This is a genomic window from Lysobacter enzymogenes (assembly GCF_017355525.1).
Lineage (GTDB): Bacteria > Pseudomonadota > Gammaproteobacteria > Xanthomonadales > Xanthomonadaceae > Lysobacter > Lysobacter enzymogenes_C.
In genome coordinates, this window is the sequence record NZ_CP067395.1 from 643,083 (window position 1) to 658,470 (window position 15,388).

Below are 15,388 nucleotides of genomic sequence, written 5' to 3' on the forward strand. Positions count from 1 at the left end.
CGCGGCGCAGGACCGCGCTGCCGCCGGAGCGGGGCATCGCAGCGCCTGCGACCCGGGCGGCGCAGGCTGGCGCTCGCCGGCGGCCGCGGCGATTCTTGCTACATTCGCCTGCGCCTTTGCCGCGGTCGGGCGGCGCGGATCGAACGGGGAATGCAGCGGCCCGGTCCGCACGGCGGACGGCGGCGCCCGAAAACCAGTGTTCGCACAAGGAGCAGGAATGGAAGACCTGTACAGGGGCGACGCGTCCGCGTCGCCGGTCGAGTCGCCGGCGTTCGCGCCGTTGTTGCGCGAGGTGCTCGGCGCGCACGCCGTCGCCCGCGCCGGGTACGACAGCTTCGTCCAACTCGGCGGCGATTCGCTCGCCGCGATGACCCTGGCCGCGCGCGCGCAGCGCGAGCACGGCCTGGAACTCTCGCTCGTCGACCTGCTCGGCAGCGCGCCGCTGGCGGCGGCGTTCGCCGCCGCGCGTGTCGTGCCGGCGGCGCAGGCCGCCCCGGCTGCGCGCGCCGACGCCGACGACGCTGCGGTGCCCTTGGGCCAGGAAGCGATGTGGGTGTCGGAGCTGGCGCTGGATGGGCCGCCGCATCACCTGGTGTTCGTGGCCGCCATCGACGGCGCGGTCGACACCGAAGCGATGTCGCTCGCCGTGGATGCGCTGGTGCGCCGGCACGAAGCGCTGCGCACGGTACTGCGGCACACCTCCGCCGGCCTGCGCGCCGAACCCTTGCCCGGTCATCGCGGCAGCCTGCGCCTGCTGCGCGCCGAACTGGAGGAAGACAGCGAAGCCGCCGCGCTGGAGCGCGCGCACACGCTCGGCCGCGAACTGGCGGCGGCGCGTTTCGACCACGAACGCGAGCCCGCGCTGCGCCTGGCGCTGGCGCGGTTCTCGCCGCGCCGGCACGCGTTGCTGCTGTGCGCGCACCATCTGCTGCTCGACGGCTGGGCGATCGGCTTGCTGCTGCGCGAACTGTTCGCGCGTTACGACGCGGCTTTGCGCGGCGACCCGGCGCTGCAGGGCGACGAACGGCCGGCGCCGACCCTGCAAGCGCTGCTGCATTGGCAGCGCGGCGAGCGCGAGGCCGGCCGCGACCGCCGCCAGGCCGGGTTCTGGCGCGAACGCCTGCGGGACGTGCCGGCGCTGGTCGAACTGGCGTGCGCGCGGCCGCGTCCGCCGATCCAGAATTCCGCCGGCGAGCGATGGCGCTTCGATCTCGGCGCCGGGCTCAGCGAACGCGTGCGCGCGCTCGCCGCGGCGGCCGGCACCACCGAGTTCGCGCTGCTGCTGTCGGGCTTCGCCGTCGCGCTCAAGCGCCACACCGGCCTCAGCCGGTTTCCGATCGGGGTGCCGGCGCCGAACCGGCCGACGCCGGAACTGCAGAACCTGATCGGACTGTGCAACAACATCGTGCCCGTGGTGTTGGAGATCGATGAAGACCGCGACGCGGGGATGCACGCGCGTTCGGTGCAGGCCGCGCTGGCTGCGGCGCTGGCCCACGCCGGCCTGCCGTATGCGCAGATCCTGCAGGCCGCCGGCGCGGGCGGCGAGGCCGCGTTCAATCCCTACGTGCAGGTGGTGTTCTCGATGCACGACCGGCTGATCCCGAACCGGCTCAGCGCCGGCGGCGCGCGGGTCGCGGTCGAGGACGGCTTCGGCGGCCGCGCCGCGTTCGACCTGACCGTGTTCGTCGAACGCGCTGATCCGAGCTTCGCCGGCGAGATCGAATTCGCCAGCGCGATCTACGATGCCGCCGCGGTGGCCAACCTGTTCGAAAGCTGGCGCGCGGCGCTGGAGTCGCTGACCGCCGCGCCGCAACGCGCGCTGGAAGAAACGCGGGCGATTTCCGCAACGCAGCGCGCATTGCTGACGCGGCTCAACGACACTGCGCGGCCGTATCGCGACATCGCCATCGAGGCCGCGTTCGCGCAGCAGGCGCGCGCCACGCCCGACGCGGCGGCGGTCGAAGACGGCGCGCTGCTGCGCAGCTACCGCCAGCTCGAACGCGACAGCGCGCTGCAAGCCGCGCGCCTGCGCGCCGCCGGGGTCGGCGAGGGCGATCACGTGCTGCTGCGCCTGGAGCGCTCGTACGCGGAAATCGTCGCCTTGCTCGGGGTGTTGCGCTGCGGCGCGGCGTATGTCGCGCTGGAGTCCGACCCCGCGCCGGCGCGCTTGCAGGCGATGTGCGAGGCGCTGCGGCCGCGCGCGATCCTCGCCGTCGACGGCGACGCGGTCGCCGCGCAGGTCGCCGCGCCGCGCGTGCAGCCGTGGAGCGAGCGCTGGGACGGCGAAGCCGAGCCCGCCGCCGAAGCCGGCCTGGCCGGCGGCGAGCGCGTCGCCTATGTCGCCTTCACCTCCGGCACCACCGGCACCCCGCGCGGGGTGCGTGTGCCGCATCGCGGGGTGATGCGGCTGATCGAGCGGCCGGGCTACTGCGAGGCCGGACCGGGACAGCGCATGCTGCGTTTCGCGCCGCTGGCGTTCGACGCCTCCACCTTCGAAGCGTTCGCGCCGTTGGTCGCCGGTGGCTGCATCGTGGTGCATCCGCCCGGCCTGCCGACGCCGCAGCAACTGGGCGCGTTCCTGAGCGAGCGCGCAGTGACCGCGGCCTGGTTGACCGCCGGCTTGTTCCGGCTGGTCGCCGACTTCGCCGCCGACCGCCTCGGCAGCCTGCGCTGGCTGCTGGCCGGCGGCGATGTGGTGCCGGCCGCGCAAAGCCGGCGCGTGCTGCGGCTCAATCCCGGCCTGCGTCTGGTCAACGGCTACGGCCCGACCGAGAACAGCACGTTCACCACCGTGCATTGCCTGGACGACGCGGACGCAGTCGCCGACCCGCTGCCGATCGGCGTACCGCTGGCCAATACCACGGTATGCGTGCTGGACGAACGCGACCGCGAGTTGCCGCCCGGCGCGATCGGCGAACTGCACACCGGCGGCGCCGGACTGGCGTTGGATTATCTGCGCGATCCGGCCCACACCGCCGCGCGTTTCGGCCGCTTCTGCCGCGATCTGCCCGAGCGGCTGTACCGCACCGGCGATCTGGCCCGGATCGGAGCGGACGGCGTGGTCTATTTCCACGGCCGTCGCGACGGCCAGGTCAAGATCCGCGGCCACCGGGTGGAGTTGGAAGACCTGCGCCGCGCGATCCTCGAACTCGCCGGCGTGCGCGACGCCGCGGTGTGCGCGCAAACCGGCGACAGCGGCGACAAGCGCTTGCTCGCCGCGGTGCTGCCGGCCGCCGGCGCGGCCGCCGACGCCGGGTTCGTCGAAGGCTTGCGCACGCAGTTGAAGCTGAGCCTGCCCGGTTACATGCAGCCGGCGCGCTGGGTCGTGCTGGAGACGCTGCCGGTGACCCGCAACGGCAAGGTCGATTGGCGCGCGATCGAAGCGCAGGCGCCGGCGCCGGCCGCCGCCGGCGCGCGCGCGCCCGAGGCCGATGCGCGCGCGCCCGAGCGCCGCGGCTGGCGCGCCGAGCTGGCGCAGATTTTCGCCGAGGTGCTGGAGCTGGAGCGGGCCGAGGACAGCGACGATTTCTTCGACCTCGGCGGCGACTCGCTGCGCGCCGCGCGCCTGTTGGCGCGCATCCGCGAGACCTGGGAGGCGCAGATCAGCCTGCGCGAGTTCTATCCGACCCCGACCTTGGCGCACCTGACCGAGCTGCTGGCGCGGCGCATGGAGGTGGCGGCATGAGCGCGGCCCTGCAACGCTGGCGCCGCGACGGCGTCGCGCCGCGCGCGCGCCTGTACGCCTTCGCCCACGCGGGCGCAGGCGCCGCCGACCTGCGCGAGTTCGCTGCGCAGGCGCCGGACTGGCTCGATACGGCCGCGGTGCGTCTGCCTGGGCGCGAGCGGCGCATCGCCGAGCCGTTGCCGCAGTCGCTGCGCGCGGTGGTCGAGGAAGCGGCGGCGGCGATCGCCGCCGAATGGCGGCCGCACTGGCCGGCGTTCCTGTTCGGCCAATGCGCGGGCGGGCTGATCGCGTTCGAAACCGCGCGCCGCCTGTGCGCGCTGGGCCTGGCGCCGGCCGGACTGATCCTGTCGGCGCCGCCAAGCCCGGACCAGGATTTCGCCGGCGCCGCGCAGATCGCCGCGTCCGCCGATTTCGCCGCGAACATGCACGCGATGGGCGCGTTGCCGGACGCGGTGATGGCCGATCCGGCGCTGCTGGATGTGGTGCTGCCGGCGTTGCGCGCCGACTTCGCCTTGTTCGAAGGCTATCGCAATCCGGCCGACGCGCCGCTGCCGCTGCCCGTGCTGGCGGTGGCCGGAGACCGCGACGCGCTGTCGCCGTTCGCCGCGTTGGCGCAGTGGCGGCCGCGCAGCGGCGGCGGCTTGCGCGCTTGCGAGGTGGCCGGCGGACACCTGCTCGCTGCGGAAACGCCGCAGGCGCTGATGGCGCTGGCGGCGCAGTTCGTTCGCGAGCGTCTGCCCGCGCAGGCGCCGGCGCCCGCGTCGGCATGAGCGAGGCCGCCGCGCCGCGTGCGGTTGCGCGCGCGCGGCGCGGCGGCTAGCGTGTCGCCGGTCCGCGCCGCGCGCGCCTTCCGCGAACCCTGCGAGTCCGCCATGACCTCACGCCGCCGTTTCCTGCAAAGCTCGCTGATCGCCGCGGGCGCCGCCGCCTTGCCTGCGCTGGCCGCCGAGACGAAGGCCGCGCCGCCGCCGGCGCCGAAGGCCATCGACGGCGCGCGCGTGGTCTCGACCTGGGACTTCGGCGTGGGCGCCAACCAGGCGGCGTGGAAGGTGTTGGGCGAAGGCGGGGCGGCGCTCGACGCGGTCGAGGCCGGCGCGCGCTGGGCCGAGGCCGATCTGTGCAACAGCACGGTCGGGCGCTGCGGCAATCCCGACCGCGACGGCGTGCTGACCCTCGACGCCAGCCTCATGGACGGCGACGGCCGCTGCGGCGCGGTCGCCGCGCTGGAGGACATCGCCCATCCGGTCAGCGTCGCGCGCCGGGTCATGGAGCGCACGCCGCACGTATTGCTGGTCGGCGCCGGCGCGCAGCAGTTCGCGGTCGAGCAGGGGTTCCCGAAAGAACCGCTGCTGACCGACAAGGCGCGCGCGGCCTGGAACGAGTGGCGCAAGACTTCGAAGTACCAGCCGGTCATCAACGCCGAGCGCCTCGACCAGGGCAAGCCCGGCGACAAGCACAATCACGACACCCTCGGCATCCTCGCCATCGACCGCAGCGGCAAGCTCGCCGGCGCCTGCACCACCAGCGGCATGGCCTGGAAGCTGCACGGGCGGGTCGGCGACAGCCCCATCGTCGGCGCCGGCCTGTACGTCGACAACGAAGTCGGCGCCGCCACCGCCTCGGGCGTGGGCGAGGAAATGCTGCGCAACGCCGCGAGTTTCCTGGTGGTGGAGCTGATGCGCCAGGGCCGCAGCCCCGACGAGGCCTGCCGCGAGGCGATCGAGCGGGTGGTGCGCAAGCGCCCGCAGGCGAGCAAGACCTTGCAGGTGTGCTTCCTGGCGATCAACAAGCACGGCGAGGTCGGCGCGCACGCGCTGCACCGCGGCTTCGTCTATGCGGTGTGCGATGCGGGCAAGCGCGATGCGCTGCTGGATGCGCGGTCGGTGTATGCGACCGAGCAGACATGAAGGATTTGAACGGCTTGATGCGGGCGCCAGGCGACAGCGCAGCGATCTGAGGCAAAGTCCATGAACGCGATCGATGAACCTGTACTGGAAATTTCTGCCGGCTCTTTAGCTTCCGCGCTGGCCGCGCAGGACGGCGGCGCCGACCGCGTCGAGCTGTGCGACAACCTCGCCGAAGGCGGCACCACGCCGTCGTACGGCGCGCTGGCGGTCGCGCGCGACAGGCTGCGCATTCCGCTGTACGTGCTGATCCGCCCGCGCGGCGGCGACTTCCTCTACGACGAGGCCGAGCGCGCGGCGATGGTCGCCGACATCGAAGCCTGCGTGCGGTTGGGTTGCGACGGCGTAGTGATCGGCGCGCTCGACGCCGACGGCGAGGTCGACGCGGCGGTGTGCCGCGAACAGATCGCCGCGGCCGGATCGCTCGGCATCACTTTCCACCGTGCGTTCGACGCCGCGCGCGACCAGGGCAGGGCGCTGGAAGCGGCGGTCGCGCTGGGCTGCGAGCGCATCCTGACCTCCGGCGGCGCCGCCGACGCGTTCGCCGGCGCGGACCGCATCGCCGCGTTGGTCGCGCAGGCGGCCGGACGCGTCGCGCTGATGGCCGGCGCCGGGGTGACCCCGCAGAACATCGCCGCACTGGCGCGCCGCGCCGGCGTGCGCGAGCTGCACGCCTCGGCCAAGGCGCCGCGGCGTTCGGCGATGCGCTACCGCAACGAGGCCCTGGCCGGGCTGTCGCCGGACTGGAGCCAGAGCGACGCGCAACGCGTGCGCGAGCTGGTCGCGGCCCTGCGCGGCTGAGGCGCGCGTGGGCTACGAGTACGACGCGCTGCCGGACGACCCGGCCGATTACCGGCGCCGCCGCGCGGCGCTGGTCGACGCTGCCGAAGCCTTGCCGAGTTTTCGCCGCCGCGTCGGCGCCGGCGAACTCTGGCTGTGCGATCCCGGCCGCGCGGGCGAGGGCTGGGACGAGGCGCAGCTGGTGTTCGGCGAAGCCGGCGTGCGGCTGGCGTGCATGACCCCGCTGAGCGCGGCGGTGCGCGCCGACTTGCGCGCGTTGCCGGCCTTGCTCGGCGGCGCGCGCTATGTCGACGACGACGGCGAGCCTGCCGGGTTCTGAGCCGGCATCGCGGCACCCGGCCGCAGCGATGAAGGCCCGATCGGGCGAAAAACGAAAGCTGCCTGTCGCTACACCTTTCGTTTGCGCAGCGAGCCCGGCACCGCTTGTTGCGCTGCACGAACTCACCACCCGCTGCCGTCGGTCGCGACCCCGCATCGGCCCTCCGGCAGGCCAGTCTCGGCAAAACAATTACTTAGCTTCAGCACAGTGCCTGAGGCCCGCCCGGACGCCGCCTAACACAGCCATGTTGCTGCGCCGCGTCATGCAACCGGCGGCGAGGTCGTGCTTAATTTAGATCGATCCAATGTGGGGATTGGATAGGCCGGGGCGCTCATTCGAGCCGTCCTGGCGCGTGGTCTTAGATCGATAGAAAAGACGCAATAGCCGGGTTTCGGACCAAGGACGGGTCGTTCATTGCAGTCCACTTCATGGGGAGCACCGCCACGATGAGCCATTCCACCCACAGACGCAGCGCATTGACCTGCGCCCTGCTGTCGGTCCTGTGCGCGCCGGTCGCCGCACAGGCGCAAGCCGCCCAATCGCCCGACGGCGCCGCCGCCGGCAAGCCCACCGAGATCGACAAGGTCACCGTGACCGGCTCGCGCATCAAGCGCGCCGAGATCGAAGGCCCGGCGCCGGTGTTCACCATCACCGCCGCGCAGATCGAGAAGGAAGGTTTCAACACCGTCTACGACGCGCTGACCACGCTGACCGAAGCGATGGGCACGGTGGAATCGGACATCGCCTGGGGCCAGCACACCGTCAACGCCAGCCCGCTGAACCTGCGCAACATGGGCCCGGGCCGCAGCCTGCTGCTGATCAACGGCCGGCGCGTGGTCGACTACCCGCTGCCGTACCAGGGCAAGAGCAACTTCGCCAACTTCAACAACATTCCCACCGCGATCGTCGAGCGCATCGAGGTGCTGGCCAGCGGCGCGTCGGCGATCTACGGCTCCGACGCGGTCGCCGGCGTCATCAACGTGATCCTGAAGAAGGAATACCAGGGCGACCAGATCAAGGTCCGCGGCGGCACTTCCACGCGAGGCGGCCGCGACGCCATCGACCTGTCCTGGGCCGGCGGCCGCAGCGGCGACCACTGGAGCGTCACCTACGCCTTGCAGTACTTCAAGCGCGAAGCGCTGCCGGCCGGCGAACGCGACTACATGGACTCGGATTTCGACGCGCCGCCGCTGTCGCTCAATCCGCAGGACCGCGCGGTCGGCATCCTGCCCTCGGTCGGCATCCGCATGTTCAACGCCGGCACCGGCCAGCGCCTGATGCCGCCGGCCGGCGCCTGCGACCAATACAACGGCGAGTTCTTCCTGCAGAACCGCCGCACCTTCAACCGCAACACCGGCGCGATCGCCGACACCGGCTGGCAATGCGGCCAGAGCGCGGTGTTCCAGCACTGGACCCTGCGCAACGGCAGCGAAGACCGCTCCGGCTACGTCTACGGCAACTACGACTTCGACAACGGCATGAAGGGCTGGGCCAGCGTCGGCGTGTGGTCCTCGCGCGGCGAGAACATGACCTTCATGCCGGGCTGGAGCTCCAACGGCGTCTACCACGACAACGGCCTCAACGCCGATCTCGACCTGGTCAAGAGCTTCACCCCGCAGGAAATCGGCGGGGCCAAAAGCGGCTACACCCATTCCGACGAACTGTCGTGGGACGTCGCGGTCGGCCTCAGCGGCAAGTTCGGTTCGCGCTTCGACTGGGATTTCAGCATCGGCCGCGCCGAGTACCGGGTCGACGAGAAATTCCCGGCGATCCTGATCGCCGAGGGCGACCGCTTCTTCCTCGGCCCGAACCGCGACCGGCTCGACCAGAACCGGTTCTGGAACCCGATCTCGCCGCAGGATTACGCCTCGATCAGCACCCGCGGCAAGAACCGCGCCGAGTCGTGGCTGACCTCGGCCAACTTCGTCGTCAGCGGCGACCTGTTCGAAGGCTGGGCCGGCCCGATCGGCTTCGCCGGCCAGTTGGAAGCGGCCAAGCAGGGCTATCGCCTGGCGCCGGACCCCAACACCATCGGCGACGACCGCCTGTACGACCAGACCGCCAATCTCGACCGCGGCGAAGGCACGCGCAACCACTACGCCGTCGGCGTCGAATTCAAGATCCCGCTGCACCGCACCCTGACCGCGTCGCTCGCCGGCCGCTACGACAAGTACGACGCGGTCTCCGGCGACGCCGCCACGACCTACAACGCCGGCCTGGAATGGCGTCCGTTCTCGAACCTGCTGGTGCGCGGCACCTATGCCACCAGCTTCCGCGCGCCGGACATGCACTTCGTCTACGCGACCCCGAGCACCTCGGTCGCCGACCAGACCGATTACCTCAACTGCCTGCGCGCCGGACAGCAGGGCAACTGCACCTGGGACGCCGGCTTCAAGGTCGAGGACGCGCAGATCGCGCGCGAAGGCACGCCGGACCTGAAGTACGAAACCGGCAGTTCGTGGACCGCCGGCTTCGTCTGGGACATCGCCGACGGCCTGTCGGTGTCGACCGACTACTGGCGGATCGAGCTGGAGGACGAGATCGACGACATCGGCGCCAACGACGTGCTGCTCGACGAGGCCTACTGCCTGACCGGCAAGACCCCGAGCGGCGAGCCGCGCGTCGGCGCGCCGAGCGCCGACCGCTGCCGCCTGCAGATCGGCCGGGTCACCCGCGGCCCGGATCCCGACGGCGCCGGCCCGCTGCTCGGCCCGGTCACCGACATCCGCACCGGCCCGATCAACCGCGCCGCGCGCAACGTGCAGGGCATCGACGCCTCGCTGAAGTACCGCTTCAGCACCGCGCGCTTCGGCGATTTCAGCCTCGGCCTGAACTACACCAACCTGCTCAAGCTCGAGACCCGCACCGACGACAGCGAGCAGATGCAGAACAAGCGCACCGACGAGCCGCGCAGCAAGTTCCGCGGCAGCGTCAACTGGCAGAAGGACCGCTGGAACGCGACCGTCTACGCCGACCGCGTCGGCAGCGTGCCGAGCGTGCGTTTCCGCGGCTGCCGCGGTTTCGCCGACGGCTACGCGCCGAGCTCGGACAACTGCGTGGACACCGATCCGGCCAGCCCGACCTTCGGCCAGAAGACCGAGAAGTACTGGGGCCGAGTGGGACCGGCGATCACCTGGAACGTCAGCGCCGGCTACCGCATCACCGACAACGCCAAGGTCAACGTCTACGTCAGCAACCTGTTCGACGAGGTCAACGAAGACAAGGATCCGTACAAGCGCGACTTCGCCTTCATCGCCGACCGCATCTTCAGCCCGGTCGGGCGCGAGATCGCGGTGGAGTACGTGCTGGACCTGAAGTAAGGCAACCGCAGCCGCGGCGGCGCGTCCGCCGCCGCGGCTTTCACCGACATTACGAGGGATAGACCAACGATGGCTCGCACACCGGTTCGGCATACGCGCAGTTCGGCATTCACGGCGGCAGCGGCGCTGCGGCCCTTGGCCGCGGCGGTGTGCCTGACCTTGAGCGCGGGGTTCGCCAGCGCGGCCGCGCCCGCGGGCGATCCGGTGCGCGAGGTCAACACCTTCATCGGCAGCAAGGACGACGGCAACACCTTTCCGGGCGCGTCGGCGCCGTTCGGCCTGATCCAGGTCAGCCCGATCGGCGAGCACTACACCGGCTGGCGCTACGACGATCCCAAGATCCGCGGCTTCGGCCACTCTTTCCTGTCCGGCGCCGGTTGCTGGGAGCAGGGCGGGCAGTTGTCGGTGCTGCCGACCACCGGCGAGATCGGCGAGGGCAAGCGCTTCGACACCAAGGAGCCCAAGTCCTTCGACCACAAGCTGTACGGCTCGGCCTACAGCCACGACGGCGAAGTCGGCGAAGCCGGCTACTACAAGGTGCGTTTGACCGGCGAAGCGGCCGGCCCGATCGAGGCCGAAGCCACCGCGCTGACGCGCGCGGCGGCCGAACGCTACACGTTCCCGGCCGGCGCGAAGCAAGGCACGATCCTGGTCAACACCGGGCAGGCCAACGAGCGCCATCTGGTCGTCGGCAGCACCGTCGAGGTGGTCGGCGACCGCGCGGTCGAAGGCCGCATCACCACCAAGAGCTTCTGCGGCGGCCAGCAGTACACCACCTGGTTCCGCATGGAATTCGACCGTCCCTTCGCCAGCCACGGCACCTGGGACGAGGCCGGCGGCCATCCGGGCGGCCAATCGAGCATGCAGGGCGACACCCGCCCGCACGGCGCCTGGTTCACCTTCGACACCGCCGGCAACCGCGCGGTGACCGCGGTCAGCGCGATCTCGCACGTCGACCTGGACGGCGCGCGCCGCAACCTGCGCGACGAAGGCGCGCGCGGCGGCAAGCCGCTGGCGTTCGACGCGATGCGCAAGCAGGCGCAGGACGCCTGGCGCAAGGAACTGAACTCGGTGCGGATCAGCGGCGGCAGCGGCGACGACCGCACCGTGTTCTACACCGCGCTGTACCACTCGCTGTTGCAGCCGCTGACCGGCAGCGACAGCGACGGCCGCTACCGCGGCTACGACACCGAGATACACAAGGCCGAGGGCTGGACCTATTACGAGTATTTCTCGCTGTGGGACACCTACCGCTCGCAGAACCAGCTGCTGGCGATGCTGCGGCCGCAGCGCGCGCGCGACATCGGCCAGTCGCTGCTGAAGATCCACGAGCAGAACGGCTGGTTGCCGCGCTGGGGCTATGCCAACTTCGACAGCAACGTGATGACCGGCGATCCGGTCACGCCGTTCATGGTCGACCTGTGGCGCTTCGGCGCGCTCGAAGGCCGCGAGCAACAGGCCTACGCAGCGCTGCGCGAGAACGCGTACGGCATTCCGCCGGCGTTGGTGCGCAGCCAGGGCCGCGCCGGCAATCCGAGCTATCTCAAGGACGGCTTCGTCCAGTACGATCGCGGCTTCCCGGCCAAGAGCATGGACGTGGATCCGCACCACGGCGGTTCGTCGACGCTGGAATACGCGCTCGGCGATTGCGCGTTGTCGCAGATGGCGCAGGCGCTCGGCAAGAACGACGACGCCGCCACGCTGCGCGAGCGCGGCCGCAACTGGACCCGGGTGTGGGACAAGGACGCGACCGATCCCGAACTGGGCTTCCGCGGCTTCCCGCGTCCGCGCGTCGACGGCGGCGCGTTCTATTCGGAAACCGACGGCAGCTACAGCCCGCGCTCGCACCACGGTTTCCACGAAGGCACCGCCTGGCAGTACCAGTGGCTGACCCAGCAGGACGTGCCCGGCGTGGTCGCGGCGATGGGCGGCGCCGAGCAGGCCGGCAAGCGCCTGGACGCGTTCTTCGCCTACGACGCGTTGCTGGCCGATCCGGCCAACGCCGCGCGCAAGCAGTGGGTGGTCGGGCCGTACAGCTACTACAACCAGTATCGCTACAACCCGAACAACGAGCCCGATCTGCACAGCCCGTGGATGTACACGCTGATCGGCCAGCCGTGGAAGACCGCGACGGTGCTGCGCGCGGCGCAGACGCTGTTCACCAACGCGCCCAACGGCGTCACCGGCAACGACGACCTCGGCACCATGTCGGCCTGGTATCTGTTCAGCGCGGTCGGCCTGTATCCGGCGGTGCCGGGCAGCGGCGAGCTGCTGCTGCACGCGCCGCGTTTCGAGAAGGTCGAGATGGACCTGGGCAACGGCAAGACCCTGCGCATCGAAGCGCCCGGCGCGAGCGGGCAGGGCGTGCAGTACGTGCGCGGCGCGAGCTTCGACGGCAAGGCCCAGGACAAGGTCTGGCTGGACTGGAGCGCGTTGCGCGGCGGCGGCACGCTGCGCTTCGAACTCGGCAAGGAACCGGCTACGGGCGGGTGGGGCACGCAGGCGGCAGCGCTGCCGGTGTCGGCCTGCGCGGCGCCGAAGTGAATCGATGACGCGATGAAGAACCGATAACGCGATGAAGCCCCGGGCCGCCGACGTCCCCGCCAGCCGTCATCCCCGCGAAAGCGGGGATCCAGGGCTTCATCGCGACACCGCCGCACCGCCGTCTTCCTCCGCACCCCACGGAGCTCCAGCGCACGATGAAACCCACCCTCGCCAACAGCCGCATCCTCGCCAGACTGACCCGCGCGCGCCTGCCGCTGGCGCTGTTCGGCATGGTCGGCGCCGCCATCGGCGTGGCGCCCGCAGCGAACGCGGCGACGCCCGCGACGCAAGCCGCGACGCTCGCGCCGGAACTGGTCCCGCTGCCCGCGCACGTGCAGCGCGGCGAGGGCGCGTTCGCGCTCGACGCTTCGACCACGATCTACGCCAACAACGCCGAAGCCCGCGCCGTCGCGCAACTGCTGCGCGACGAACTGGCGAGCCAGCAAGGCCTGACCCTGACCGTGCGCAGCGGCGCGCCGAAGCCGAACCAGGGCGAGGACGAGCCCTCGCGCTACGTGCAGTTCGTCGCCGAACCCGCGTCGGCCAAGCCCGGCGCCGGCGCCAACGAGCGCTACCGGCTCGAAGTGACCGCGCGCGGCATCCGCCTCGCCGGCCCGCCGGCCGGTTTGTTCTACGGCTACCAGACCTTGCGCCAGCTGTTGCCGGCCGCGCGCGTCGCGCCGCCGCTGCGGGTGGGCGCGACGACCATCGACGACGCGCCGCGCTTCGCCTACCGCGGCATGCACCTGGACGTCGGCCGGCATCTGTTCCCGCTGGACTTCATCAAGCGCTATCTCGACCAGATGGCGCGCTACAAGCTCAACACCTTCCACTGGCACCTCACCGACGACCAGGGCTGGCGCCTGGAAATCAAGCGCTATCCCAAGCTCACCGCGGTCGGCGCGCAGCGCAAGGAAACCGTGGTCGGCCGCAACATCGATCCCTATGTCGGCGACGGCCAGCCGTACGGCGGTTTCTACACCCAGGAACAGGCGCGCGAAGTGGTCGCGTATGCGCGCGCCCGCCACATCACCGTGATTCCGGAAATCGAGATGCCGGGCCACGCGCTGGCGGCGTTGGCGGCGTATCCGGAACTGGCGTGCACGCCGGGCCCGTTCGCGGTCGGCACCAACTGGGGCGTGTACGACGACATCTTTTGCCCGAAGGAAGCAACCTTCAAGTTCCTGGAGAACGTGCTCGACGAAGTCGTCGCGATCTTCCCCGCGCCGTACCTGCACATCGGCGGCGACGAAGCGCCGAAGACGCGCTGGAAGGCCAGCGCCGAGGCGCAGGCGGTGATGCGCCGCGAAGGCTTGAAGGACGAGCACGAGCTGCAGAGCTATTTCATCCGCCGCATGGAGAAGTTCCTGCATTCGCGCGGCAAGCGCATCATCGGCTGGGACGAGATCCTCGAAGGCGGCCTGGCGCCGGACGCGACGGTGATGTCGTGGCGCGGCGAGGCCGGCGGGATCGCGGCCGCGCAGCAGGGCCACGACGTCGTCATGACTCCGACCCAGTGCTGCTATTTCGATTACGGCCAGGGCCCGGCCGCGCAGGAACAGTGGAACCTCGGCGGCGAGCTGAGCCTGGACAAGGTCTACGCCTACGACCCGGTGCCGGCGGCGCTGACCGCGGCGCAGGCGCGGCATGTGCTCGGCGTGCAGGGCAACGTCTGGACCGAACACCTCAAGACCCCGGCGATGGTCGAGTACATGGTGTTCCCGCGCCTGCTGGCGCTGGCCGAAGTCGCGTGGACGCCGCAGGCGCAGCGCGCGTGGCCGGACTTCCAGCGCCGGCTGCGCGGCCAGTTCGCCTTGCTCGAACGCGACGCGGTCGGCTATCGGATTCCCGCGCCGCAAGGGCTGGACGACGCGCTGATCGTCCAGCACGGCGATGCGCGCACGCACCGCTACACGGCGACGCTGACGCCGGCGGTGCCCGGCGCGACGATCCGCTACACCCTCGACGGCAGCGAGCCGGGCGAGGGCGCGGCGGTGTATGCCGCGCCGTTCGAGGTCGTTCTGGAACTGGACAAGCCGGTGCGGCTGCGCGCCGTCAGCGTCCTCGCCGACGGGCGGCGCAGTGGGGTGCACGAGGCCTTGCTGCGTTATCGCAGTTATCTGCCTGCGGTCGCCAAGCCGGCGAACCCGAAACCCGGACTGGAATACCGCGTGTTCGACTCGATGTTCTCGGACCTGACGATGCTGCACGCCAGCGCGCGCGCGCCGGCGCAGGCCGGCGCCGCCGATTCGCTGGACCTGGCGCGCTTCGGCCGCAGCCGCGCGTTCGGCGTGCAGTTCGACGGCTACGTGCAGGTGCCGGCCGACGGCGTCTACCGCTTCGCCCTGCAGGGCGACGACCGCAGCGCGCTGTATCTCGACGGCGAACAGGCGATCGCCAACGAGACCTACGACCGCACGCAGCAGACCGAAGTGCCGCTGCGCCGCGGCTGGCACCGGCTGCAGCTGGACTGGTACCAGCGCGAGGGCGGCATGAGCCTGAGCCTGCGCATGGCCGCGCCGGGCGGCGAGTTGCAAGCGCTGGACCTGCGCGAGGCGGTGCATTGAACGCCGCGTCCGCACGCGCGGCGGCGGTGGCCGGGCCGTGCGCACCTGCGGCGCACACGGCTCGGATGCACGGCGGCAATGCACCGGTGGCCGACACCGGCCGCCCATCTGCCGAGCCGGTCCGCGATTTTTTTTGTTGATGTTTTAGATCGATCCAAATAAAAGGTTCCACCGCAACGCCGCAACCGCGGCCCGCGTCACCACAAAAAACACAAACCTGGGCCGTCGAATCCGGCCGCGATTGGGAG

8 protein-coding genes are annotated in these 15,388 nt (G+C 71.2%); all 8 read left to right on the plus strand.

Features of this window, described 5'->3' with window-relative positions; all coding sequences use genetic code 11:
* The first annotated feature begins 217 nt into the window (after window positions 1-217).
* The gene (locus tag JHW38_RS02765; RefSeq protein WP_207524511.1) at window positions 218-3,685 is read left to right on the plus strand and encodes a non-ribosomal peptide synthetase; all 3,468 of its coding nucleotides are present in this window, start codon (window positions 218-220) and stop codon (window positions 3,683-3,685) included.
* A complete protein-coding gene (locus tag JHW38_RS02770; protein WP_207524512.1) occupies window positions 3,682-4,455 on the plus strand; it encodes a thioesterase II family protein in 774 nt (257 codons plus the stop codon). The genes JHW38_RS02765 and JHW38_RS02770 overlap by 4 nt, the downstream gene beginning before the upstream one ends.
* A 102-nt stretch (window positions 4,456-4,557) precedes the next feature.
* Window positions 4,558-5,592 (plus strand): N(4)-(beta-N-acetylglucosaminyl)-L-asparaginase, encoded by a 1,035-nt coding sequence (locus tag JHW38_RS02775; RefSeq protein WP_207524513.1) that lies wholly within the window; start codon window positions 4,558-4,560, stop codon window positions 5,590-5,592.
* A 60-nt stretch (window positions 5,593-5,652) separates the two neighbouring features.
* Window positions 5,653-6,390 carry a copper homeostasis protein CutC gene (locus JHW38_RS02780; protein ID WP_207524514.1) on the plus strand — a complete coding sequence of 246 codons (738 nt, stop codon included), beginning with the start codon at window positions 5,653-5,655 and terminating at the stop codon, window positions 6,388-6,390.
* A gap of 7 nt (window positions 6,391-6,397) precedes the next feature.
* Window positions 6,398-6,709, plus strand: coding sequence for a hypothetical protein (locus JHW38_RS02785; protein WP_207524515.1), 312 nt, complete (start codon window positions 6,398-6,400; stop codon window positions 6,707-6,709).
* Between the two features lie 446 nt (window positions 6,710-7,155).
* Window positions 7,156-10,029, plus strand: a complete 2,874-nt coding sequence (locus JHW38_RS02790; RefSeq protein WP_207524516.1) for a TonB-dependent receptor plug domain-containing protein — start codon at window positions 7,156-7,158, stop codon at window positions 10,027-10,029.
* 69 nt (window positions 10,030-10,098) lie between these two features.
* Window positions 10,099-12,573 (plus strand): GH92 family glycosyl hydrolase, encoded by a 2,475-nt coding sequence (locus JHW38_RS02795; protein ID WP_207524517.1) that lies wholly within the window; start codon window positions 10,099-10,101, stop codon window positions 12,571-12,573.
* A 155-nt stretch (window positions 12,574-12,728) separates the two neighbouring features.
* Window positions 12,729-15,140 carry a family 20 glycosylhydrolase gene (locus JHW38_RS02800; RefSeq protein ID WP_207524518.1) on the plus strand — a complete coding sequence of 804 codons (2,412 nt, stop codon included), beginning with the start codon at window positions 12,729-12,731 and terminating at the stop codon, window positions 15,138-15,140.
* Window positions 15,141-15,388: the final 248 nt, after the last annotated feature.